The organism is Specibacter sp. AOP5-B1-6 (assembly GCF_052376555.1).
GTDB lineage: Bacteria > Actinomycetota > Actinomycetes > Actinomycetales > Micrococcaceae > Specibacter.
This window is the reverse complement of record NZ_JBQSVT010000001.1, coordinates 203972-229273: the sequence shown is the minus strand read 5'-3', so window position 1 is coordinate 229273 and position 25302 is coordinate 203972. Positions and strand designations below refer to the sequence as shown.

Annotated in this window: 19 protein-coding genes and 1 pseudogene; all 20 read left to right on the top strand. The window is 65.4% G+C overall.

Features of this window, described 5'->3' with window-relative positions:
- Window positions 1-1697 (top strand): FHA domain-containing protein (locus tag ACT3TS_RS01050; RefSeq protein WP_444529626.1); only part of this gene is annotated, 1697 nt, incomplete at its 5' end.
- On the top strand, window positions 1694-3586 hold the full coding sequence (locus tag ACT3TS_RS01045) for a serine/threonine-protein kinase (RefSeq protein WP_444529625.1): 1893 nt from the start codon (window positions 1694-1696) through the stop codon (window positions 3584-3586). The genes ACT3TS_RS01050 and ACT3TS_RS01045, both read left to right, overlap by 4 nt.
- Window positions 3587-3656: 70 nt before the next feature.
- Entirely contained in the window at window positions 3657-4361 is a 705-nt protein-coding gene (locus ACT3TS_RS01040) for a hypothetical protein (RefSeq protein ID WP_444529624.1), read from the top strand.
- Window positions 4358-4927 (top strand): annotated as a pseudogene (locus tag ACT3TS_RS01035) (FHA domain-containing protein); the annotation flags it as partial. The gene ACT3TS_RS01040 and the pseudogene ACT3TS_RS01035, both read left to right, overlap by 4 nt.
- Window positions 4928-5089: 162 nt before the next feature.
- Window positions 5090-8794, top strand: coding sequence for an FtsK/SpoIIIE domain-containing protein (locus tag ACT3TS_RS01030; RefSeq protein WP_444529643.1), 3705 nt, complete (start codon window positions 5090-5092; stop codon window positions 8792-8794).
- Between the two features lie 202 nt (window positions 8795-8996).
- Complete coding sequence (locus tag ACT3TS_RS01025; RefSeq protein ID WP_444529623.1) at window positions 8997-9263, top strand: hypothetical protein; 267 nt, start codon at window positions 8997-8999, stop codon at window positions 9261-9263.
- Window positions 9264-9589: 326 nt separating this feature from the next.
- Window positions 9590-11866, top strand: a complete 2277-nt coding sequence (ligA, locus tag ACT3TS_RS01020; RefSeq protein WP_444529642.1) for an NAD-dependent DNA ligase LigA — start codon at window positions 9590-9592, stop codon at window positions 11864-11866.
- Window positions 11867-11901: 35 nt separating this feature from the next.
- The gene (locus tag ACT3TS_RS01015; protein WP_444529622.1) at window positions 11902-12744 is read left to right on the top strand and encodes an inositol monophosphatase family protein; all 843 of its coding nucleotides are present in this window, start codon (window positions 11902-11904) and stop codon (window positions 12742-12744) included.
- A gap of 41 nt (window positions 12745-12785) precedes the next feature.
- Window positions 12786-13238, top strand: a complete 453-nt coding sequence (locus ACT3TS_RS01010; RefSeq protein ID WP_444529621.1) for a VOC family protein — start codon at window positions 12786-12788, stop codon at window positions 13236-13238.
- Between the two features lie 92 nt (window positions 13239-13330).
- Entirely contained in the window at window positions 13331-13828 is a 498-nt protein-coding gene (locus ACT3TS_RS01005; protein ID WP_444529620.1) for a DUF6069 family protein, read from the top strand.
- Entirely contained in the window at window positions 13825-15084 is a 1260-nt protein-coding gene (locus tag ACT3TS_RS01000; protein ID WP_444529619.1) for a sensor histidine kinase, read from the top strand. The genes ACT3TS_RS01005 and ACT3TS_RS01000 overlap by 4 nt, the downstream gene beginning before the upstream one ends.
- 23 nt (window positions 15085-15107) lie before the next feature.
- On the top strand, window positions 15108-15701 hold the full coding sequence (locus tag ACT3TS_RS00995) for a response regulator (protein WP_444529641.1): 594 nt from the start codon (window positions 15108-15110) through the stop codon (window positions 15699-15701).
- An 8-nt stretch (window positions 15702-15709) separates the two neighbouring features.
- Window positions 15710-17146 carry a CoA transferase gene (locus ACT3TS_RS00990; protein WP_444529618.1) on the top strand — a complete coding sequence of 479 codons (1437 nt, stop codon included), beginning with the start codon at window positions 15710-15712 and terminating at the stop codon, window positions 17144-17146.
- Window positions 17147-17334: 188 nt separating this feature from the next.
- Complete coding sequence (locus tag ACT3TS_RS00985) at window positions 17335-17832, top strand: GNAT family N-acetyltransferase (protein WP_444529617.1); 498 nt, start codon at window positions 17335-17337, stop codon at window positions 17830-17832.
- 101 nt (window positions 17833-17933) lie between these two features.
- Entirely contained in the window at window positions 17934-19391 is a 1458-nt protein-coding gene (locus ACT3TS_RS00980; RefSeq protein WP_444529616.1) for an LssY C-terminal domain-containing protein, read from the top strand.
- A gap of 130 nt (window positions 19392-19521) precedes the next feature.
- On the top strand, window positions 19522-19818 hold the full coding sequence (gatC, locus tag ACT3TS_RS00975) for an Asp-tRNA(Asn)/Glu-tRNA(Gln) amidotransferase subunit GatC (RefSeq protein ID WP_444529615.1): 297 nt from the start codon (window positions 19522-19524) through the stop codon (window positions 19816-19818).
- 3 nt (window positions 19819-19821) lie between these two features.
- The gene (gene gatA, locus ACT3TS_RS00970) at window positions 19822-21366 is read left to right on the top strand and encodes an Asp-tRNA(Asn)/Glu-tRNA(Gln) amidotransferase subunit GatA (RefSeq protein ID WP_444529614.1); all 1545 of its coding nucleotides are present in this window, start codon (window positions 19822-19824) and stop codon (window positions 21364-21366) included.
- Complete coding sequence (gene gatB / locus ACT3TS_RS00965; protein ID WP_444529613.1) at window positions 21366-22874, top strand: Asp-tRNA(Asn)/Glu-tRNA(Gln) amidotransferase subunit GatB; 1509 nt, start codon at window positions 21366-21368, stop codon at window positions 22872-22874. Before gatA ends, gatB begins: the two co-directional genes overlap by 1 nt.
- A 324-nt stretch (window positions 22875-23198) precedes the next feature.
- Complete coding sequence (locus ACT3TS_RS00960; RefSeq protein ID WP_444529612.1) at window positions 23199-24284, top strand: hypothetical protein; 1086 nt, start codon at window positions 23199-23201, stop codon at window positions 24282-24284.
- An 88-nt stretch (window positions 24285-24372) separates the two neighbouring features.
- Window positions 24373-24978 carry a GNAT family N-acetyltransferase gene (locus tag ACT3TS_RS00955; protein ID WP_444529611.1) on the top strand — a complete coding sequence of 202 codons (606 nt, stop codon included), beginning with the start codon at window positions 24373-24375 and terminating at the stop codon, window positions 24976-24978.
- Window positions 24979-25302 lie beyond the last annotated feature (324 nt).

Below are 25302 nucleotides of genomic sequence, written 5' to 3'. Positions count from 1 at the left end.
GCATTGCTGGCGACCACGAGCCGGTTGAGTCAGAACCGGACGTTGACAATGCGGATCTGGGTGACCACGACGCAGACAATGCGGATCTGGGTGACCGGCATATCAATGACGCGGATGCAGGCGAGCTTGCCGGAGTCGAGCCGGATGAAATGGATCCTGACGACCTAGGCACAGGCCCTGACCATGTTGGCCCCGACGACGCAGGCCCTGACCATGTTGGCCCCGACGATGCAGACTCTGACGACGACGAAACCCTGGCAAGTTTTGCGAAGGCTGCCGAGGCTGCCGACGCCGAATGGAATGCCCAGCTGGCCCCCATGGACGCTGCAACCCACCACGGTGCGGAAGACGACTTGAGCCTCACCATCCGCCCGGACATGGGCGATGAGATGGACCCGTTGGAAGTGGCGGCTGAGAACGAAGAGCCCGAAGCGGAAGAAGAACCCGAAGAAACAGCGGGGGAACGGGAAGCCGCTGATAACTCGGCAACAGCGCTGGAGGAAGAATCGGCCACAGCCGCTGAGGAGCCCGCCGACGACGGCTTCACGATCAATTACGACTACTTGTTTGGTGCCACAACAATGGCCCAAAGCGTGGAAGCCGCCGCCGTCAGGTTGGATGAAAACGGCCAACCGGTCCGGTCGGAAAACACGGATCCCGTGCTGCCCCCGCGGCCGCCGCAGCCTCCCATGGCCGGCAGCGGCGCATCCGCGCCCTCCGGCACCGACGCGGCGGCGCATGCTGAGGTGTCTGCTGATGGCGGCCAGCCCGGCGGTTCGGATGAGTCCGTCGGCAGCGGCCTCCAGGCAGATGCCGCAGGGCATCCACCCGCGCCGGAAGCCTCCCCCGCCCCGACGCAGTCCGATGAGCAGGAGAGTCTGCTGATTGACTCGGTTCCGTGGGGCAACTCCGGCAGCCGGGCACAAGCCGCCAATGCACAAGCGGCCAACGCACAGGGACAGGCCGAGCCGGCCGACTACGTGAACGCGCAGTCTGCCCAGGACGCAGCGGGCGAGTACGACCCCGCACTGGCCAATCCCGCATTGGGCGCAGCAGCGGCGGAAGGTGACGCGGCGACGCCGTCGAACGGGTCCGCAGACAATGGTGGCAGCGTCAACGGTGGCAACGTCAATGGCGGCTACGACCCGGACCACGACGGGCACACCGTTGTGCGCGGTGATTTCACCCGCGACGGACAGCCGGCGGCTCCCGCACCCCTGGAATCGCGTCCGCCGACCGGACCGATGGTTTTGGCACGCATGTGTCCCAACGGCCACGCCAACCCGCCAAGCCGGGCACAGTGTTCCGGTTGTGGCGCTGCGATCAACTCGGAACCGCGTGAAGTGGGCCGGCCGCGCCTTGGCACGATGCACATCTCAACGGGCGAACTGGTTGAACTTGACCACTCGCTCATCATCGGACGCCAGCCCTCAGTGTCCCGCGTGATGGGTGGCGCGATGCCTCGTCTGGTCCAGGTCAAGAGCGGCAACGACGACATTTCCCGCTCGCATGTCGAGGTCCGCCTGGACGGCTGGGAGGTGCTGCTTGTCGACCTCAAGGCCACCAATGGCACGGTGCTTGTCCGCGAGGGCCAGGCGCCGCGCCGCCTGAGCCAGGGCGAGGAAGCAATTTTGCTGAACGGGGACATTGCCGAATTGGGTGACGGCGTTTCGCTGCTCTTCGACGGTCTGCTGTGAGTGCCAGGCGTCCGCCGGCAGCGCCACCCGTCCTGCCCGGCTACAGCTTCCTCTCGGTGTTGGGCTCGGGCGGGTTTTCGGACGTCTACCTGTATGAGCAGGACAGGCCGCGGCGAAAAGTTGCCGTCAAGGTGCTTACCGCCGACCTGAAGACGAAGGGGGCCAGGGCCAGTTTCGAGTCAGAGGCCAACCTCATGGCACGACTGTCGGCCCACCCGTACATCGTCACCATTTTCGAAGCCGAGATCACCGAGTCCGGCCACTCGTACCTGGCCATGGAGTACTGCTCCCGGCCGAGCCTTGACCTGCAGTACAGGCAGGGCCGCTTCAGTGCCGACAAGGCGCTGGAAATTGGCATTCAGGTGGCCTCGGCCGTGGAGACCGCGCACCGCGCAGGCATTGCCCACAGGGACATCAAGCCCGCCAACGTCCTGGTCACCGATTACAACCGGCCCGCCCTGACGGACTTTGGCATCTCAGGAGCCATGGACCAGGTGCAGGCCGACGGCGGCGGCATGTCCATCCCGTGGTCGCCGCCGGAGTCTTTTGGTGCCGGGGCAACGGACGGCGTCAAGGTGGACATCTGGGCACTTGGAGCCACCATTTACACGCTGTTGGCCGGCCACTCGCCCTTTGTCATCCCAGGTGCCGACAATTCCCAGCGCCAGTTGATGGACCGCATCGATTCCGCACCCCTGCCCCGTTTGGGCCGGGCCGACATTCCCGAAGCGCTCGAGTTGGTGCTGGCCACTGCCATGGCCAAATCGCCCGGCTCGCGGTACGGCACAGCCAAGGATTTTGCCCGCGCCCTGATGCGCGTGCAGGCGGACCTGAACTTGTCAGTCACCCCGTTTGAAGTGCAGGAGGAAGCCGCAGCCCACGATGCACGCCCGGTGGACCAGGCGGAAGCGACCAGGGTCCGCAGCATCGTCTCCATCGATCCGGAGGCGGACACGCCCAATCCCACCTTCCCCACACGCCCTGGCACGGGCCAAGGGACCGGTGCCACAGGCAGGGGCCAGGGAACGGGCGCCGCTGGTGCAGGCAACCCGGCCCGGAACCAGCCCGGCAACAACGGCAACACCGGTTCGCACACAGGATCCACCACGGGGTTGACCCGCAACGGCCAAACGATGCCGTCGCAGCGGACAGAATTTTCCCCAAACCCGGGATCGCCAGGCGGCCCGGTCGCAGGTGCCGGTACGGGAGCGGGCCGGACCGCAGGCGGGGAGCAGCCGTCGGTCGGGTCGCCGGGATCCGACACCGTGGACGGTCCGACTTTTCGCAGGGGCTTCTCCAACATGGCCTCGCCCACCGAATGGAACGATTCCGTTCCCTACCTGGGCCAGTCCGCGAATGCCTCCAACTTTGTCCAGGACACCGGTTATGCGCTCGACTCCACCGTCCAGCGCAGCGAACTGCTCGCGCCCGGACACCAAGGGCCGGAGCCGGCGCAAGCGCCAGCGGCACCGGCGGGTAAAAAACGCTTGTGGCTGGGACTGGGTTCGGGGCTGGTTCTGCTGGCCGCCGTCGTGGTTGGCATTGTCATTTTCATCAATGTCGGGGCCCCGGAACAAGACGACCCGCTGGCCGGGCAGCCCTCGACACCGCCCACAGCACTTGTCGTCGGCGCCGATGTTCCGGCCGTCACGGAGCTGACCGCCACACCCAAGAATGGCGGCTCCGAGTGGACGTGGACCAACCCCGAGCCGCAGGAGGGTGACAAATACCTGTGGGCCTCGGTCAGCGCCGTTGATTCCGGCGAGTTCAAGCCGATTGCGGAGGCCAGGGCGTTTGTCGTCAACGGTTCCAATGACGAGTCCTGTATTTCCGTGAAACTGGTCCGCAAGAACGGCCAAACCTCGCCGGAGACCAAACAGTGTTCCTGACCACCGACACCACGCGCGGGCAAACAATCCGCAGACAAACGATTTCCAAGCAACCAAGGGGGCTGCCGTCATGGCTGAACTAACCATCGATTTCTGCGGCGAATGGTACGAGCCGTCACCGGAAGCCATTTTCAGCATTGGCCGTGAGGGTGACATTGAGGTTGACGACAACCCGTACCTGCACAGGAAGTTCCTGGAAGTCAGCAAGTACGACGGCATTTGGTGGCTGACCAATGCCGGCACCATGCTCTCGGCAACGATTGCCGACGCGGCCGGCGGCATGCAGGCGTGGATGGCGCCCGGCGCACGCATTCCGCTGGTGTTCAGCCAGACAAACGTCATTTTCACGGCCGGCCCCACCACATACGAATTCTCCGTCCACATAGCGGCGCCGTCGTTCATGTCGCAAAGCCGCGAGGAAGACTCTGCCGGGTCAACCACGATTGGCCCGGTCGTGTTCACGGATTCGCAAAAGGCGTTGATCGTTGCCCTGGCCGAGCCCATGCTGCGGCGCGGCGGAACCGGATTCAGCTCCATTCCCTCCTCGGCACAGGCCGCCAAGCGGCTGGGCTGGGCGCTGACACGCTTCAACCGGAAGCTCGACAATGTGTGCGACAAGCTTGACCGGGTGGGGGTTGTCGGCCTGCGTGGCGGCGGCGGAAAGCTGGCCACCAACCGGCGGACCAGGCTGGTGGAACATTCCGTCACCTCCCACCTCGTCACCTCGGACGACCTGGCACTGTTGGATTCCCAGCGCGGGACGGAAGCTGAATGAGGATCAGGCTGACGCTTAAGCGTGAACCGCAGGAAGACAAAAACCTTGCAGTTACGGTCGACGGCCTGGCGTCTGTGGGAGACATTGCCACCGAACTGTACTTGGCCGATCCGACCCGCAAGGGGGCGCAGGCCCCGCAAAACCTGTCGCTGCTGGTCGAGGAATCCATTGTGGGCGGGGTTCGGGGACGAACGCTGCCGCCGGACAGCAACCTGCTGGAATCGGGGCTGCGCCCCGGCGCCACGGTGTCGCTGACCCAGGTCAGCGACACCTTTGCCGTTCCCCAGCAGGACCGGGGACCGGCCGCTGCGACCCTGCGGGTGGTTTCCGGGCCCGACGCCGGCACGGAATTCTCGCTGCCGTCAGGCACCAGCTATGTGGGCCGCGCCTATGACGCCGATGTCAGGCTCAGCGACCCCATGACCTCAAAACGGCACGCCCGCATCACCATCGGGGAAACCATTGAAATCGCCGACACCGGCTCCGCCAACGGTTTGATGATGGAAGGCACTCAGGTGTCCCGGGCAGTTCTGGGCTCCTACGACGAGGTGACCCTGGGCGAAACAACCATCTCCGTGGTGAACCTTGGCCGCGGTGCCCAGTCGGGCCCCACCAGCCCCCTGGTTGAATTCAACCGGTCCCCGCGTGTTGTGCCGCAGTTCAAGATCGAGGAGCAAACCCTCCCTGCCGGCCCCCAAAGGCCCCGCCGGGAACGCTTCCCGGTCGTCATGCTGGTGGCCCCCATCCTCATGGGCGCCGTCATGTTCGGCGTGACGAAGAGCCTTTTCAGTGTCATCTTCATGGCGATGATGCCGTTGATGATGATCGGCAGCTGGATGGACCAAAAGGCCAACGCCAAGCGGGACCTGAAGGAAGCGATCGTCCAATTCCGGGGCGCCATCGCCGAGTTCCGCCGGCAAATGACCCAGCGCCAGCAGGTGGAACGGGCCGTGCGCCTGGCGGAAAGCCCGTCCACGGCTGAAACCGTTGACGCCATCTACAAGCTGGGCCCGTTGATGTGGACGCACCGGCCCGAACACAAGGCGTTCCTGTCGCTGCGCATGGGCGTTGGCCGCCAGCCCTCGCGCACGCCCGTGAAGTCGTCCAGCGACAACAACACCCTGCCGGAGTACATGGCCGAGATCGAGGACATCAAGGCCGAGTTCACCGACATTGACGCCGTGCCCGTCGTGGCCCAGTTCCGCACGAGCGGGGCGTTGGGAGTGGCCGGCCCGCGCGGCGTCGTTGACGACGTGGCGCGCGCCCTGGTGCTCCAGGCTGTCGGACTGCATTCCCCGGCCGAGCTGGCCGTGGCCGCCATGACGTCAGCGGAGTCGAAGGAACGGTGGGAGTGGCTGCAGTGGCTCCCGCATGTGGGCTCGGTGCATTCCCCGCTTGCGGGCGAGCATCTGGCGTCCGGCCATGGCGCCGCCAGCGTGCTGCTGGCCGCCCTGGAAGACCTGTTGGTGACCCGCGGCATGAACATGGCAGCCAACGGGGCGGCCCACAGGGGCGCCCTTGACCCGGCCAAGATTGAGGTTCCCCCGCCCGCCACGCCCGCGCTGCTGGTCATCATCGAGGACGACGTCAAGGTTGACCGGGCCAGGCTGACGCGGTTGACCGAATACGGTGCCGATGTGGGCGTGCACATCCTGTGGGTGGCCAGCTCCATTGAGGCGCTGCCCGCGTCCTGCCGCGACTTCATCCATGTTGCCGAAACCGCCACCACCGGCCAGGTCCGACTGGGCCAGCTCACCTACCCGGTCAGCTGTGAAAGCGTCAGCTCCGAGCTGGCAGCCCAGCTGGCCCGCATGCTGGCACCCGTTGTTGACGCCGGCACGCCGGTCGATGACGACTCCGACCTTCCCCGCAACGTTTCCTATGTGGCACTTGCCGGGCACGACCTGGTGGAAGGCACCTCGGGGATCGCCGACAGGTGGCTGGAAAACAACTCGGTCGCCTCACGGGCCGTCAAGAACCGCAAACACCAGGGCTCGCTGCGCGCACTGGTTGGTTCCAAGGGTGTCGAGCCCATGTACCTCGACCTGAAGACCGAGGGCCCCCACGCACTGGTGGGCGGCACCACGGGTGCCGGAAAATCCGAGTTCCTGCAGGCCTGGGTGTTGGGCATGGCAGCCGCCTACAGCCCCGACAGGCTCTCCTTCCTCTTTGTCGACTACAAGGGCGGGGCCGCCTTTGCCGACTGTGTGCAGCTGCCGCACACGGTGGGGCTTGTGACAGACCTTTCCCCGCACCTCGTGCGCCGGGCCCTGACCTCGCTGCGCGCCGAACTGCACTACCGGGAGCACCTGCTCAACCGCAAGAAAGCCAAGGACCTGCTCGCCATGGAGCGCGAAGCCGATCCCGAGGCGCCGCCGTCGTTGATCATTGTGGTGGATGAGTTTGCCGCCCTCGCCAAGGAAGTTCCCGAGTTTGTTGACGGCGTGGTCGATGTTGCCGCCCGCGGACGCTCCCTGGGGCTGCACCTGATCCTGGCCACGCAGCGCCCCTCCGGCGTCATCAAGGACAGCCTGCGCGCCAACACCAACATGCGCATCGCCCTGCGCATGGCCGACGTCGACGATTCCCAGGACATTCTGGGCGAGTCCACGGCAGCGTACTTCAGCCCGTCGATCCCGGGCCGCGGCGCGGCCAAGACGGGCCCGGGACGCATCCAGGGCTTCCAAACCGGCTACGCCGGCGGCTGGACAAGCCGCACCCCGCAGCGTCCGCGCATCGACATCGTGGAGATGGACTTTGGTGCCGGGGCCCCGTGGGAGCAGGAAATGACCGCCGCACCCGTCGAGGAGTCGGCGGGCCCCAACGACATCTCCAAGGTGGTGGCCAACATTTCCCTGGCCGCCGTGGAACTGGGCGTGAAGCCGCCCCGCAAGCCGTGGCTGGGCGAACTGCCCGAAATTTATGACTTCTCGAAGCTGCCAACGCCGCGCACCGACGAGCAGTTGTTGCTCGGTGTCATGGACGACCCCGAACACCAGGCCCAGCCAACAGTGTTCTTTGAGCCTGACAAGGACGGCAACATGGCCATCCTGGGCGCCAGCGGTTCGGGCAAGTCGGCCGCGCTGCGTACCATCGCCATTGCCGCGGCCATCACCCCGCGCGGAGGCCCCGTGCAGGTCTACGGCATCGACGCGGCCTCCAACGGCCTGCAAATGCTTGAGGTGCTCCCGCACGTCGGCGGCATCATCAATGCCGAGGACAACGAACGCGTGGGGCGCCTGCTGCGATACGTCCGCGGCATCATCGAAAAGCGGGCCGAAAGCTTCGCCCAGGTCAAGGCCGGCAGCATTGCCGAGTACCGCCGCCTGGCCAACAAGCCGGACGAGCCGCGCATCATCGTCATGGTCGACGGGCTGGCAACGTTCCGTGAACTGTACGAGTTCCGGGCGGGCATGAACCAATTTGAAACCCTGCAGCAGATTGCCACCGACGGCCGTCCCATGGGCGTCCACATTGTCATGGCCGGTGACAGCCCGAAGTCGCTGCCGGCGTCGTTGGCGTCATCGGTGCAGCGGCTGCTGGTGTTCCGGCTGGCCACCGCGGACGACTATTCCAACCTGGGCCTGCCCCGCGATGTGCTGACCCCGGCGTCGCCTCCCGGCCGCGGCATGATCGACGGCGGCGAAATCCAGGTGGCCATCTTCGGCGGCACCTCAAACCTGGCCCTGCAGGCGCGGCAGGTTGCCAGCCTGGCCGAAACCCTGCGGCGCCAGGGGGTCAAGCAGGCCCCGCGCGTGGAGTCGCTGCCGGAAATGGTTGACCTTGACGTGCTGCCGGCAGCCACCCCGGGCAACGTCCTGATCGGTGTGGACGACTTCAACCTGGAACCGGCCGGGCTGCAGGCCACCGGTGCGCTCATGCTCACCGGCCCGCCGTCGTCGGGCCGCACCACCGCCCTGGTCACCCTGGCGGAGGCCTTGAAACGGTCGACGCCGGGCACCCGGCGCGTGTACTTCGGCTCGCGCCGCTCGGCCATCGCCAACCTGCCGGTGTGGGACGAATCCATCGTGACGGCCGGGGCGCTGGAGCCCGAACTGCAGCGCTTCATCGACCTGGTGGAGGGTGAGATCGAGCCTGTGGCGTTCTTCATTGAAGGGGTCACGGAGTTTGCCGATTCCGAGGCCGAAATGGACCTTGTCACGTTGATCAAGTCCGCCGTCAAGGCGAACTGCTTTGTCGTGGGCGAGGCTGAAACGTCCACCTGGTCCGGGGCGTGGAGCCTGGCCGGCCTGTTCAAGGCCGGCCGCCGCGGCCTGCTCCTGAACCCCGGCGACGTCGAAGGGGACACGTTGATGAACACGGCGCTTGGCCGGCTCTCAAACAACAAATTCATCCCGGGCCGAGGCTATGTTGTTGGCCGCGGCAAGGCGTTCAAGCTGCAGGTGGCAAGCACCATGGACCACGAACGCTAGCCCGCGGGGAGCGCTCCTGCCCCCGCCCAAACGCTCTCGCAGCAATGGCCAGTTTTTGGGCAACGCTCGCGCAGTAGCGGCGGAGTGGTTGCCGACGGGGAGTTGTCCCCATCGACGATGTTTGGATAGCTTGTTAGATTTCTATTAGTCGCCCGGCCGGACAAGCCAGCAGGGCATCTTCTTCAACATAAGGATGTGCATCATGGCCGGTATGCTCGGTAACGATCCCCAGGACATGGCCGATTTGGTCTCAAAGCTCGGCACGGCGATTGACCAGATCACCCAGGTCATGACGACCTTGGATGGCAAGGCCCAGTCGGTTCGCTGGGAAGGTCCCGACGCCACACGCTTCAAGGGCACCCAGTGGCCGACGTCCAAGAAGTCGCTGGCCCGCGTCATCAGCGACCTCGGCGACGTCAAGGTCATTGTGAACAAGCAGAAGCAGCAGCAGGAAGCCGCCTCCAAGTAGCCTCCACATACGAACTGGCCCGCACTTGTGGCTGTATATTCAACCGTATTGAGTTGATATTACAGCCACAAGTGCGGGCCAGATGTGTGTGGGTGAGTGGGCGCAGCGCTCACAGAATTGCCGGTCTCTGCCTTCGGGCGGGGCCGGCGATTTTTGTTTAACGCGGCATTGGTTTGAGGAACGCCCGCCAGATGGTGCGCCGGCGGGGCTTGGTGGGGCAAGATAGTAGCGTGAGCAGCGAGCCAACAGACCCCCAGCAAATTCCCGCCCAGAAGAACCCGGTGGACGCAGTGCGCGGGAAAGCGCCTGAGAACGAGCCGGCCGGCGTGGAAGTCATTCCCCCGGATGCAGACAGGGAACGCTACGGCGTCCTGGTGGACCTGGTCCAAAAGTACCGTGCCGCGTATTACAACGAAGACGCGCCCATCGTCTCCGATGCCGAGTTCGACGTGCTGTACAGCGAACTGGAAACGCTTGAGGCGCTGCATCCGGAAATGGTCACAAATGATTCCCCAACCCAGCTGGTAGGCGGGGAGGTCTCGGAGGCCTTCGCCGCCGTCGAACATCTGGCCAGAATGTATTCGCTGGAAGACGTGTTCTCCCTGGAAGAGCTCGAGGCCTGGCTGGTCAAGGCCGCCGCGTCGGTTGAAAAGCGCCGCGGACAAGCGCCGCAGTGGCTGACTGAGCTGAAGATTGACGGCCTGGCGGTGAACCTTCTGTACCGCGACGGCGTGCTGGTGCGGGCGGCCACACGCGGCGACGGCACCACGGGCGAGGACATCACCCACAATGTGGCCACCATCAAGGACATCCCGCAGAAGCTTCACGGCAGCAACTTTCCCGTCGAGGTGGAGATTCGTGGCGAGGTGTTCATCGCCTCCAAGGATTTCGCCGTGCTCAATGAGCAGATGGTGGCGGCCGGAAAAGCCCCGTTCGCCAACCCGCGGAACTCGGCGGCCGGTTCGCTGCGGCAGAAGAACCCGGCGGAGACCGCCAAGCGGCCGCTGAGCATGTTTGTGCACGGCATCGGTGCCCGCGAGGGGCTGAGCACCGCCACGCAGTCGGAAACGTATGAGCTGCTGAAGTCGTGGGGCATGCCCATCAGCCCGTACTACAAGGTGGTGTCGAGCCTGCCCGAGGTCATGGAGTTCATCTCCTACTACGGTGAGCACCGCCACGACTTGATTCATGAGATTGACGGCATCGTGGTCAAGGTTGACGACCTCGCCACGCAGCGGGAACTGGGCCATACCTCGCGGGTGCCGCGATGGTCGGTGGCGTATAAGTACCCGCCGGAAGAAGTCAACACAAAACTCCTTGACATTCAGGTGCAGGTGGGCCGCACCGGCCGCGTGACGCCGTTTGGCATCATGGAGCCCGTGAAGGTGGCCGGCTCCACGGTTGAACGGGCGACCCTGCACAACCAGGACGTGGTCAAGGCCAAGGGCGTCATGATCGGCGACATTGTGGTGCTGCGCAAGGCCGGGGATGTCATTCCGGAAATCGTGGGACCGGTCATGGCCCTGCGTGAGCAGCAGGATCCGCCGGTGCGTGAATTCATCATGCCCACACACTGCCCGTCGTGCGGCACCGAACTGGCACCCGCCAAGGACGGCGACATCGACATCCGCTGCCCCAACACGCAATCGTGCCCCATCCAGCTGACCGAGCGGGTGGCACACCTGGCCGGCCGCGGCGGTTTCGACATTGAGGCGCTGGGCTATGAGGCAGCCATGGCGCTGACCACCGGGCCCGGCCCCGATCCGGCCGAACATGACGGGGAGATTGTCCCGGCCGGCCCCGGCCCCCTGGTGAGCGAAGCGCAAGTGTTCTCCATTGCGGAACTGGACCTGTCCGACGTCGTGGTTTGGCGCGAAATCCGGTCCAAGGGCGAAGGGACCGGCCGCTTCCAGCAGGTGCCGTACTTCTACACCAAGGCGACGGCCAAAAAGCCGTCGGTGCCGACCAAGACCACCGAGAAGCTGTACGAGGAGCTGGAAAAGGCCAAGTCGAAGCCGTTGTGGCGGGTGTTGGTGGCATTGTCCATCAGGCATGTCGGTCCCACGGCATCGCGCGCCATGGCCACCCGCTACGGCACCATGGCAGCCATCCGGGAAGCGCTGCTGGCCCCCGATGCCCGCGAAAAGCTGGCCGACGTGGACGGTGTCGGGGCCATCATTGCCGAGGCATTGATCGAATGGTTTGCCGTCGACTGGCACCAGGAGATCATCGAGGCTTGGGCTGCGGCGGGCGTGCTCATGGCCGATGCTGTGGACGAGTCGGCGCCGCGAACGCTCGAAGGGCTGACGATCGTGGTGACAGGCACGCTGCCCACCCTCAGCCGCGACGAGGCCAAGGAAGCCATCATTGTTCGCGGCGGCAAGGCGGCCGGGTCGGTCTCCAAGAACACCTCCTATGTGGTTGCCGGTGAAGCTGCCGGAACCAAACTGGACAAGGCCGAGGCGCTGGGGATTCCAGTGCTGGACGAAGACGCCTTCAAGGCATTGCTGGCCAACGGGCCGGCGGCCACCGATGCGGCGGCCACCGATGCGGCGGCCGCCGATCCGGAAAGCACCGGCGGGCCGGCACCAGACGCCGGGTAGCAGCAGATTATCCAACCAACAAGTAAAGGATCACCATGACCCCGCACGCCGTACCAGTTGATGAATTGCTCGAAGTGGCCCTGCGTGCCGCTGCTGCCGGTGCCGCAGTGCTTGCCGTCCGCGACCCGGACGGTTTTGGCGCCACCGAAAAGTCCTCCGACGCCGACTGGGTCACGGCCTTTGATCTGGCCGCCGAACGGGCCGTGCGCGCCGTCATCACCGAGGCCCGCCCGCATGATGTCATCACGGGGGAGGAGCTTGCACCCGCCCTGCCTGCGGAACCGTCCGGGTACAGGTGGAGCATCGACCCGCTCGACGGCACCATGAACTACATCCGCAACATCGCCTACTACGGCACCTCGGTGGCCGTGATGGGGCCCGACGGCGACTGGCTGGCCGGCGTCGTCAATGCACCTGCCCTGCGCAGGGTGTACTTCGGCTCCCGCGGCGGCGGCGCCTGGCTGGATGAAGTCAGGGCCGACGGCGTCCAGTCGGTGCGCCGGCTGAACGGCCCCACCGAGGCCCGCGGCGGGACGCTGCTTTCCACCGCTCTGACGTATGAGCCGGCCATCCGGCGCCGCCTCGTCTCGGAACTGGACGGGCGCATGGACAACTTCGGGGACTTCCGCCGGTTGGGTTCCGCCTCACTGGAACTGTGTGCGGTGGCCGAAGGCTCCGTTGACGCCTACCTGGAATACGGCTTGTTTGAGCACGACTTTGCGGCCGGCGGGCTGATCGCCGAGGAAGCCGGTGCCTGGGTGCACCGGCCCGTCTTGAGCCCCGCCGTCAACGGGCTGCCAACCCGCGAGGAAGTCCTTGCCGTCTGGACCGGCGCCAGTGTGCCGGGGCTCGAAGGCGGCTTCGCCCCGAAAGAGTAGGCTCCGCTGAGGCCCGTCCAGACCAAGGTAAGGTGACGAATATGGAAACCGAAGGTGTGGTCCTTTCGAGGGTTGTGGCCGATGTTGGCCGGTCTCTGGCGTTTTACCGCGACGGGCTGGGCATGTCCGGGGCGTCCGCCACGGACGGGATCGTGCACATCCAGCTGGTTGGTATGACCTTGTTCCTGGCTGAGGCTGACGTCTTTGCCCGCAACACCGGGCAGAACCAGGTTGTGTCCGGTCCCGGCCGCAGCGACGGGGTCATCAGCTGCGCCATTAGGACGACGGCGAGGGTTGACCAGCTGGTGGCGTCGGCTCGTGCGGCGGGGAGCCCGGACACCGGTACGCGCACGATTGAACATTCCAGCGGACGCCGGCAGTACATTGGCTCGGTCACTGACCCCGACGGCTACCTGTGGCAGCTGGTGTGCACCCTCGGCGGCACACCCCGGATCAAGGGCGCGGAACCTCCGGCAGGACATTTGTCCCGGTAAAGACCGTACCCACGGTCCTGCCGCCGGGAGTGCAGGATTCCTAAGCTCAAAGGAGATGGAAACACCATCGCCTTGAGCCAAAGGAAACAGCCATGTCAAAGACAAATGCAAATTCCCCAACAGCCCGGACGGACGCATCGGGCCCCTCCGGCCCGGCCGATTATCCGGGGCCGGCCACACGCCGCAGCGCGGCAGTAGCGGCGGGGGTGCTGGCCGCCGTCGTGCTTTGGCTTGTGGCCGTTCCGATCCTCGGACTTGACCTGGTGGTGGGCGCGGGAGCCCAGACCCAGCAGGTCACATTGGCGTCGGTCATTGCGGTGCCGCTGCTGGCCGGTGCTGCGGCGTGGGGCTTGCTGGCGATGCTGGAACGGCGCACCGAGAAGGCCTTGAAATTTTGGCGGATCATCGGCTGGACGTTCCTTGCGGTGTCCCTGCTGGGACCGCTGGGAATGGGCGCTGCGGCGGGAACACTCACGGTTTTGGCGCTGATGCACGTGTTCGTGGGAACCATCCTCATGCTGGGCCTGCCCTTACGGCGCCCGGGTGCTCCGGCGTATTCTGGGGGAAACCCCGACGAGGACCTGTCATGAACACGCACATCATGAACACGCACAGATTGCCAGTCGGCACCAGCAAACACTCCGGCGCCGAGTGCAATGAATTCACGCCTGTGCTGGTGTGGCTGGCCTCGCATCGCACCCCGCGGTGGCTGGGCCCGGTGTTTTTCGCGGCGGCGGCGGCGCTCATGCTGGCTGTCCTGTGGGCGGGAGCTGGCCACGCCAGCCCGGCCGGGGCCGGGGCGGGCGCTGCCAGCGTGGTCGTCACGGACCTGGCACTTGCGTTGGTGTGCGTGGGATCCGTGGCAGCGCTTGGCCGCCGCTGGGGCCCCGCCGCCGTCATCACGATTGCGGTGAACGGGGCCGTCCTGGTTGGTGCGTGGGCCGGTTCCTGGACCGCGGGGCTGTGCACTGCAGCCGCATGCCTGCTGGCCGGACTGATCACCTGGATGGCCCAATACCTGCTGGCCCTGGTCCGTGACCTCATGGCCACCCGCGAGCGGCTGGCCGAGACGGCGGTCGCGGACGAGCGCCGTCGTTTCTCCCGGGACATGCACGACCTCCTGGGCCACACCCTGTCGGTCATCGTGGTCAAGGGCGAGCTGATCAGGCGCCTGGCCCCGGTGGACGCCGAGGCGGCCGCCCGGCATGCCGGAGACGTGCAGGCCATTGGGCGGCAGGCGCTGGCCCAGGTGCGCGAGGCGGTGGCGGGATACCGCAGCCAGGGCCTCGCCGCGGAGCTGGAGAATGCGCAGGCAGCGCTGGATGCCGCCGACGTTAGCGTGAGCGTTTCCGATGGCACGGTGCCGCAGGACCTGGACGACGCCGGTGAAGCCGTCCTTGCGTGGGTGGTGCGGGAAGGCACAACCAATGTGCTCCGGCACGCCAAGGCCGGACGATGCCGGATCAGCTTGTTCCGCACCGGGGACAGCGTGCGGGTGGACGTGGTCGATGACGGGCTCGCCGGGAAAGCTGCCGGTACTTCGCGCAGTACCGTTTCGCGCAGTACCCGTGCTGCCAGTACCGGTTCTGCGGGTCCTGGTCCGGCGGCGGACGGCAGCGGCCTGCGCGGATTGCGGGAGCGGGTCGCAGGTGTGGGTGGAGACCTGGTGGCGGGAGCAACGGCGTCGGGCTTCAGGCTCAGCGCAACAATTCCCGTGGCAGCACACCCGGAGGCGGCACACCCGGAGGCAGAGCGATCCGTGCCTGGTCGGTCTGCGCCCGTCCGGACTGCACCAGTACGGACTGCGCCTGCTCGGACTGCACCAGTACGGACCCTGGGGGAGTGAACGCCGTGGCGGCAACGAGGGTCATGATTGCCGAGGACCAGCTCATGATGCGCTCGGCCCTCGCGGCGCTGCTGGGACTCGAATCGGATTTGGACGTTGTGGCCGAGGTGGGGCGCGGCGATGAAGTCGTTGCGGCCGCCGTTGCCTCGCGGGCGGACGTTGCCGTGCTCGACATTGAGATGCCCGGCGGCAGCGGCCTTGACGTCATCCCCGCGCTGCTGACGGCCATGCCCGGGATCGCCGTTTTGATGGTGACGACGTTTGGCCGGCCGGGCCATTTGCGCCGTGCCCTCGATGCAGGGGCCCGCGGATTCCTTGTCAAGGATGATCCCGTGGAGGAACTGGCCGCCGCCATCAGGCTCGTGCTGGCCGGGGAAACTGTCGTCAATCCGGTCCTTGCCGCCCAGTCGTTGCGTGCCGGCCCCAACCCCCTGACCGAGCGGGAACGGGACGCGCTTTCCGCCGGCGAGGGCGGCGCCACCATTGCCGACATCGCCAATTCCCTGCAGCTTTCAACAAGTACGGTGCGCAATTACCTCTCCAGTGCCATCGGCAAGACCGGCAGCCGCAACCGGACCGAGGCACTTACTCTCGCGAGGGACAAGGGCTGGTTGTAGTGCCGGCCATGGCTCAGGCCGATGACGCCAACCTGGCTGACATGGCCATGGGTTGTGCCGGGCTGCAGGCGTACTGTGGTGCCATGGACGTGAACAGCGGCAAATTCATGCCGCCTACTGGCGTGAAAATCAGCGGGTCGGGGACACTGCCCGCGGCCTTTGACGTGACGGGTCTGGCCGTATCCGCCATGGCCCGGGCCGCCGCGGCCGTCGCCCGGCTGGCCGTGCACCAGGGTGCCGCCCCGCCTAAAATCTCGATCGACAGGGACCTGGCGTCCCTGTGGTTTGGACTCTCGTTCAATCCCGTTGGCTGGGAGCTGCCGCCCGTCTGGGACGCCATTGCCGGGGATTACCCCTGCTCCGGCGGCTGGATCCGTCTGCATACCAACGCCCCACACCACCGTGCGGCGGCGCTCAAGGTGCTCGGGCTGGGAGCCGGTGCCGACCGCGAAACTGTTGCCTCCGCCGTCGACCATTGGAACGGGGAGGAGCTGGAATCCGCCATTGTCGCCGCGAATGGATGTGCGGCAGTCATGCGCTCGCAGGCCCAGTGGCTGGCGCATCCGCAGGGCCGTGCCGTGTCTGCGGAGCCGCTGGTTCAGTGGGGTTCCCGGCGCTTCGCGAACGACGGCGGTACCCTCCCGCGCTCCCGGCCCACCAATGCGCGGCGTCCGCTGGAGGGTGTGCGCGTGCTGGATTTGACCCGGGTCATTGCCGGTCCCGTCGCAACGCGTTTTCTGGCCATGTACGGGGCGGAGGTGCTGCGGATCGACCCGCCGGATTGGGAGGAGCCGGCATTGGAGCCGGAAATGACCGTTGGCAAGCACTGCGCGCGGCTGGATATAAAAACGCCGGAGGGTTTGGCCGCGCTGCAGGAATTGCTGGCCGGCGCGGACATTTTTATCCACGGCTACCGCCCCGATGCGCTGGACCGGTTGGGTTTGTCGGACTACTTTCTGGCCCAGGCCCATCCCACCCTTGTTGTCGTGGCGCTCGACGCCTACGGCTGGAGCGGGCCGTGGGCCAACCGGCGCGGCTTTGATTCGCTGGTGCAAATGAGCTGCGGGATCGCCCATGCCGGGATGGCTCATTTCGGTTCGGACCGGCCGCATCCGCTGCCGGTCCAGGCGCTGGATCACGCCACGGGGTACCTGTGTGCTGCCACCGCGATCGAGGCGTGGTGCGAACGCTTGCATGGAACTGTTCGGAATGCCCGGCTGTCCCTGGCCCGAACTGCCGTGGAGTTGCTGCGGACAGGGCCGTCCGATCTGGGCACGCTGCTTCCTGCGCTTGACCCTGCCATGCTGGTGCCCGAATCAACCCTTTGGGGACCGGGGCTGCGGCTGCCGCCGGCAGGTCAGATTTCCGGCCTTGTTGCTGAAACGAACGTGCAGGCGCAAGGATACGGCTCGGCTCCGCCGGTGTGGATTCCAAACAGCAGCTGATGCGGCGAGCCAGGCGATATCACCGCATCAGCTGCTGTTTCGATGCAGGGCGGCCCGGCCATCCGAGAACACTGAGAACGCCACCGGCGGATTTCTTCCCCCGCACCCGGGTGCGGAAGAATGGGAAGGCAAGTTCCGTCGTCGGACTTCAGTTGAAAACCTTCACCAGCCAAGGGAAACCCACGCACATGACAGTACTAGTTCGGCCCATCACCGCAGCCGATTACGACGCCGTCGCCCGCATCACGGCGGATGCCTACCTTGGTGCGGGGTACTTTGACAGCGTCGAATATCCATATATGCAAAAGATCATGCGCGTGGGAGAGCGGGCTGCGGCGGCGCCGGTCATCGTTGCCGAACGTGACGGGGCGGTGGTCGGCTCGGCCACCCTGGCGGTGCACGGCGATGTGTGGGCAGACATTGCCCTGCCGCACGAGTTGGAGTTCCGGCTGCTGGTGGTGGATCCGGCGGTGCAGCGCAGTGGAGCCGGAAAAACGATGGTGAACTGGATTCTGGACCGGGCGCGTGCCGACCACAGCATTCATGCCGTCAGCCTCACCACCGGTGATGACTGGCACGCGGCGCATGCCCTCTACCTGTCGCTGGGGTTCGTTCGGGTGCCCGAACGTGATTGGCCCATTCCGGAGAACGGCAAGATGCTGCGCGTGTACCGACTGGAGCTTTGACGCCGCGCTGAGCGCCTCGCCGGGGTCTGGGCAGCGCGCCGGGACTCCGGCAGCGCGCCGGAGCTCCGACCCCGGAAACGAGGCCGGACTATGATGGCCACATGTGTCCCACTCCACAGCAGGTCCCCGCGGGGCTGATGAGTCCACGGCGAAGCCGCTGGCGTGCGCGGAGGCGGTCCATCAACGCCATGGTGGACAATTTTGTGTTCGCCTTCAGTGGCCTTGCCGCACTGTGGCTGGCCTGGCTGGTGCTCTCGCAGGGGTTCGCCTGGGGCTGGTATCTGGCACCATTCTTCGTCCTGTTCTGGCTGGTTCTGGCCTACCTGGTGCTGCCGCGACTGCACAGCATCCTGACCGCCATTTACGTCCCCGACTATTTCATTGGCCGCGCCCGCACCAGCGATGGGCTGCTGGGGGACCCGATCAACCTTGCCGTCATGGGCAGCGAGGCCCAGCTCCACGAAGCCATGAGCCGTGCCGGCTGGATCAGGGCTGACGAAATCACGTTGGCTTCCAGTCGTCGCATCATCACCTCCACCGTTCTCAAACGCAGTTACGACGAGGCCCCCGTGAGCCCGCTGCTGCTGTTTGGCCACCAGCAGGACCTTGCGTACCAGCAGGAAGTGCAAGGCAATCCAGCGAAGCGGCACCATGTGCGGTTCTGGCGCTGCCCGGATGGCTGGCTGCTGCCTGGCGGACACAGGGCCGACTGGCTGGCCGCCGGCACCTTCGACCGGGCCGTCGGCTTTTCCCTGTTCACACTGCAAGTCACACACAAGATCGACGCCGACACCGACATCGAGCGCGACCACATCGTCTCGACGCTGGTGGAAAGCGGGGCGGAGATCCAGGTGCGGGTCATCGAAGACTTCGCCACCGGCTATCACTCCCGCAACGGTGGCGGCGACACCATCCAGACGGACGGTGACCTGCCGGTGGTCGACGTCCGGCCGGTCGCCGTCCCCGTGGACGGCAACGACTTGGGACTGGGGCTCGATGCGCGCCGGGAAATCCGGGCACGGCGGCGACCGGTGTCCACCGCCCTCGGAGTGCTGTTGATGGTGGTCCGGGTTGTGGTGGGGGCAGTGACAGTGGCGCTCATGCTGGGGGAGTGGCAGGAGGTCTCAAGGACCGCCGTTGCCGGCATGAGCGCCGAGGAAGCACAGATGCTGGACGTTTTCGTGCTCGTGGTTGTCATCCTTGCGGCACTCGGCATTGCCCTCTACCTGGTCCTGGCCGTCCTGGTCTTCAGGGGCAGCAATTGGGCCAGAATTGCTTCGATGGCCTACAGCGGGCTGTTGGTGGTGGTTTCCGCCGTTTCCATTCTTGGTGGGGAGCACATCACCCTCGGCACCAACCTGTTCGGTCTGCCCCTGGACATCCTGGTGCTGTTGGCCCTCTCCGCACGCAGCTCCCGGCTCTGGGCTCGGCGGCCCAGGGCGCGGAAGCGTGCAGGTTCGCGAAACCAGACAGGGACGCGGCAAGAGGCAGCAGCCGCACAAGCAGGCCAGCAGGCAGGGGCAGGCACGGACCCGGTCGCAGGTGCGGACACCAACTAGCGGACAAAACAGGCACCCATGCGGACGCATGGCCGGGACGGAGACAGGCATCTCACAGCACAGGGGAAATCATCCTGTGTGGGAGCGATAAGCTGGTGGGGATAACTTTTTCTTTTTTGTAGGGAGATCCATGGCTGCGATCAACCGTGACGACGTGGCGCACTTGGCGCAACTGGCTCACATCGAGATGAGCGACGACGAACTGGACCGCATGGCCAAGGAATTGGCTGTGATTGTGGATTCAGTGAAGAGCGTCAGCGAGGCTGCAGGGGACGAAGTTCCCGCCACCTCGCATCCCATTCCACTGACAAATGTCATGCGCGAAGACGTGGTTGGCCACGTACTGACCGTCGAGGAAGCCCTGTCCGGGGCGCCCGATTCTGCTGATGGACGCTTCAAGGTTCCAGCAATTCTGGAGGAGAGCTAATCCATGAGTGCACATGAACTGATTCGATCCAGCGCGTCCGCAATGGCTGCCAAGCTGGCGTCCGGGGAAATTACCTCCGTTGCGCTGGTCCAGGCCCACCTTGACCGCATTGCCGAGATCGACGGCGGCGACCGGGGCATTAACGCGTTCCTGCATGTCAACGCCGAGGAAGCGCTCGCAGTCGCTGCCGACGTCGACGCCCGCCGTGCTGCCGGCGAAGAACTGCACGAGCTGGCCGGTGTGCCGATCGCCGTCAAGGACCTCATCGTCACGAAGGGCCAGCCCACCACGGCAGCCTCCAAGATCCTCGAGGGCTGGATGAGCCCCTACGACGCAACCGTCATCAAGAAGATCCGTGCAGCCCGCATGCCGATGCTGGGCAAGACGAACCTTGACGAGTTTGCCATGGGATCCTCCACCGAGCACTCCGCCTACGGCCCCACCCGCAACCCCTGGGATCTTGACCGGATCCCCGGCGGTTCAGGCGGCGGCTCGGCTGCCGCCGTCGCCTCCTTCGAAGCGCCGCTGGCCCTGGGCACCGACACTGGTGGTTCCATCCGCCAGCCCGGTTCCGTCACGGGCACCGTTGGCGTCAAGCCCACCTATGGTGCCGTGTCCCGCTACGGCGCCATCGCCATGGCATCCTCGCTGGATCAGATTGGCCCGGTCTCACGCACGGTCCTTGACTCCGCACTGCTCCAGGAAGTCATCGGCGGCCACGACCCCCAGGACTCCACCTCCCTGACGGACCCTTCGCCCGGCCTGGTTGCCGCTGCCCGCACGGGCAACGTCAAGGGCATGAAGATCGGCGTCATCAAGGAATTGCACGGCGAGGGATTCCAGGCCGGCGTTGAAAACCGTTTCAACGAATCCTTGGAACTGTTGCGCGAAGCAGGGGCTGAGATCGTTGAGGTCTCCTGCCCCAACTTTGGCTACGCCCTGGGTGCCTACTACTTGATCATGCCCAGCGAGGCTTCCTCCAACCTTGCCAAGTTCGACGGCGTCAGGTTTGGTTTGCGCACTTTGCCCACCGACGGCCCGCTCACCATTGAGCGCGTCATGGCTGCCACCCGCTCGGCCGGCTTTGGCCCCGAGGTCAAGCGCCGCATCATCCTGGGCACCTACGCCCTGAGCGCCGGCTACTACGACGCTTATTACGGCTCCGCCCAGAAGGTGCGCACCCTGGTGCAGCGCGACTTCGAGGCAGCATTTGCCCAGGTCGACGTGCTGATTTCCCCAACAACGCCCACCACTGCGTTCAAGCTGGGCGAGAAGCTGGATGATCCGCTGTCGATGTACCTGCAGGACGTTGCGACGATCCCGGCAAACCTGGCCGGCATCCCCGGCCTGACACTGCCTGGCGGCCTCGCTGATGAAGACGGCCTGCCCGTTGGCATTCAGCTGTTGGCCCCGGCGCGCGAGGACGCCCGCGTCTACCGAGTGGGTGCCGTGCTGGAGAGCCTGCTGGAGGCCAAGTGGGGCGGCCCCATGCTGAATCAGGCCCCGGAACTCGCCAACACAGCAATCGCAGCCAAGGAGGCCAACTAATGAGCGTTGACACCATTCTCAGCTTCGACGAAGCCATGGAAAAGTACGATCCGGTGCTCGGCTTCGAGGTCCATGTTGAGCTGAACACCAAGACCAAGATGTTCTCCTCGGCCCCGAACATCTTTGGCGACGAGCCCAACTCCAACGTCAATGAGGTGTGCCTGGGCCTGCCCGGCGTGCTGCCGGTCGTGAACAAGAAGGCCGTGGAGTCCTCGATCCTGATCGGCCTGGCGCTGAACTGCAAGATCGCCGAGCACTGCACCTTTGCCCGGAAGCAGTACTTCTACCCGGACACACCCAAGAACTTCCAGACGTCCCAGTACGAAGACCCCATCTGCTACGACGGCTGGATCGACATTGAGCTCGAAGACGGCACGGTTTTCCATGTGGAGATCGAGCGCGCCCACATGGAGGAAGACGCCGGAAAGCTGACCCACATGGGTGGCGCCACCGGCCGCATCCAGGGCGCCGACTTCTCCCTTGTGGACTACAACCGCTCGGGTGTTCCGTTGGTTGAAATTGTCACCAAGCCGATCGAAAATGTCGGCTCCCGTGCCCCCGAACTGGCCAAGGCCTATGTTGCGGCCATCCGCGAAATCGTGAAGAACCTTGGCGTGTCCGACGCCAAGATGGAACGCGGCAACGTCCGTTGCGACGCCAACGTTTCCCTGCGCCCCTACGGCCAGGAAAAGTTCGGCACGCGCACCGAGACCAAGAACGTGAACTCGCTGCGCGCCGTCGAAAATGCCGTGAAGTTTGAAATCCAGCGCCACGCAGCCGTTTTGGATTCTGGCGTGTTGATCACGCAGGAAACCCGTCACTGGCACGAGGACACGAAGTCAACGACGTCGGGCCGGCCCAAGTCCGACGCCGACGACTACAGGTACTTCCCGGAACCCGACCTTGTCCCCATCGTCACCTCCGCCGAGTGGGTTGAGGAACTGCGCACCCGGCTGCCCGAGCCGCCGGCCGAGCGCCGCAAGCGCCTGCAGGCCGACTGGGGTTATTCGGACCTGGAATTCCGTGACGTTGTCAACGCCGGCCTCATGGATGAAATCGAGGAAACCGTCACGGCCGGTGCTTCCGCTTCCGCCGCCCGCAAGTGGTGGATGGGCGAGATCGCACGCCGCGCCAAGCTGGCCGACGTCGACCCCGCCGCGCTGGGCGTCAGCCCCGCCGTCGTGGTGGAGATTGAAAAGCTCATCGCCTCCGGCGCCATCAATGACAAGCTGGCCCGCAAGGTGCTCGACGGCGTCCTCGAGGGCGAGGGGACGCCCGCCGAGGTTGTGGCCAAGCGCGGCCTTGCCGTGGTGTCCGACGACGGCGCCCTCCAGACCGCGATCGACGAGGCATTGGCGGCCCAGCCCGACGTTGCCGAGAAGATCCGCGGCGGCAAGGTGCAGGCCGTGGGTGCCATTGTTGGCGGCGTCATGAAGGTCACCCGCGGACAGGCCGACGCCGGCCGCGTGCGCGAACTGATCCTCAAGACCCTCGGCGTCGAAGGCTAGCGCTCCGCTGCCAGGAGCCCGGCAGCCGCCCACTCCGAACGCCAAGAGCCGTGTTCCCCGTCCGGGACACGGCTCTTGGCGTCTCCGACGGACGGTCACAATGCGCACGGCAGTCCAAGAGTGTCTGCCCGCGGGTGTAATCTGTGAGTTGGTCCTGCTCGGGATCTTTTATTGACTTGAGGGGGCCAATCAATGAGTGGACCACAGCCATGGCCGGGACCGGACGAAAACATTCCCGGCCCACCGCCGCCGCCGTCTGAGGCGTCTGAGGCGTCTGGGCGGTCGACGCCGCCGGCACCAGCGACCAGCGCGCCGGCAACTCCCATGCCCAGCGCGCCACTGCCGACGCCACCACCACCAGCTGCGGCACCATCAGCCGCGCTGGCGGAGAACCCAAAATCCGCCGGCCGCCGCAAAGTCGTGGCCTGGTCAGTGGCCGGCACCGTCTTGGTGTGCGCGCTGCTGGCGGGCGGCTTGATCGTCGCCAATTCCATGATGGGCAACGTGCTGTGGGGTGGCTCATCCGAAGCCGGCAGCCACGAGCTTCAGTCTGGCAAGGAACCCGTCGCAGGCAATCCGGTTCCCGAAACCGGCACTGCCGGTCCAACCCCGTCATCAGCGAAAAACCCGGCCACACGCCCGCCTCGGACAGACCGGACAACCGAGCCGGCCGAGCCAACCACGTCGGCCACGCCCTCGGCGTCTGCCAAATCAACGCCAACCTTCGGGGTGCCGGCCAACGACGCAAATCCCAATAACTATTCCAACGCCGACAAGGCTTATTGCAAATGGTCCGGGACAGTGCGCTATGTGGCAGCATCCGAGCAGTTCAGGGCAGCCATTTGCGACATCAACGGCCAGGCCACGTATCTGGGCATGGACAAGAAGACCGGCCTGACAACAAGGTTGCCGGCTGTCATCAGCGGCAACTCGGTTCAGGCCGCCAAGGACAATTTCACCTATTCGCTGGACGCCGATTCCTTCCGCGTCAGTGAAGGCGGCACCGTGATTGCCGAACAGAAAATGCTTTCATGGTGGACCCCCGACGCCCCGGAGCTGAAGCTGCCGGGGGACTTGGGCCTGTCCAAACCCATTTCCTTCCCATCCTGCGACGGCACGGGCGTGCTCGTGCTGCAGACCTTCTTTGATCCGCCCAACAACATCGCCGACATCCAGGCGGCGCTGGACAAGTATCCCGACGCGGAATACCTGCGCACGGACCTTTCCTGCGACAACTTCCGCAACCCGTCAACTGACAACAGCTTCGGCAACTCCATTTATGCCGTGTACCGCACCATGAAGGCGGACGAGGCTGCCATGTGCAAAGCCATGAAGGAACTCAACTCCGGCGGGGACTGGTTGGAAAACAACGTCGACCCAACGGCCAAGATCGAGTGCCCCAAGCCTTGACGTTGGCCCGGCTGCTCCGAATGGGCCCGGCGGCCCCGGCAGCCGGAACGGTCCGCTTGGTGTCGGAGTCCTCCGGGAGGCTGCGAAAGTGAGTGAAAAACTTCAGCTGCGGTGGCTGCTGGATCCTGCGCTGGTTGGACCGCAAATGCGGCAGCAACTTCTTGGCTGCTGGCAGGAAGTGGCCAACGCAGGGGGTGCCGTGGGATTCCCCTTCACACCAGTGTCTGAGGAGCAGGTCGAGTCCGCAATCGACGCCATGGTTGACTCATTGGGCCAGGGAGTCAACCGGATACTGCTGGCCGTTGTGAATGCTGAACTCGCCGGCTGGCTTTACCTCGCCGGCAATTCCAGTGAGCTCACGGCTCATTGGGCGCGGGTGTCCCGCGTCCAGACGGCACTGGAGTACCGCAACAGCGGGGTGGGCCGCGCCCTCATGAATGAGGTGGCCCGGGCTGCTGCTGACGATCTCAGCCTCGAACAGCTGCACCTTGAGCTGCGTTCGGGCATGGGCCTGACCGGCTTCTACCAGTCATGTGGCTGGCAGGAAATCGGGCGCCGGCCCGGAGCCCTCCGATTCGCCGGCGGCGATCGGGACGAAGTGCTGATGATGTTGACGCTGCCACACCAGCGCAAGCAGCAGGTGGACTTCGCCGACGGTCACAAGGCAAATCGCGACAGGCCTGGCGACAGGTAAACCGGCAGACCTAAAACGGTCCCGCAGCGCTCTGCCCCGGCCACGATTCGTCGTGCTCTGGGCCTGACTGCCCAGGAGCGCCCCGGTCTTCGTGATGGTGACAGTCGGCCCTGTCGACGGTGACCAGAAGCCGCATCCAGTGACACCACCAAGCGAATCCACAGCCACAGCACCCTGGTGACCGCGAATCGTCGTGCCCGTAGGCGTGACGCGCGGTGATCGTTTATGACGCGTTGAAAAGAATATTACCCAGCTTCTTGCATATGTGATCCAACGCACTTATCGTTGTTAATCGGTTAACCAATTCCCGCCGAAACCACCAAA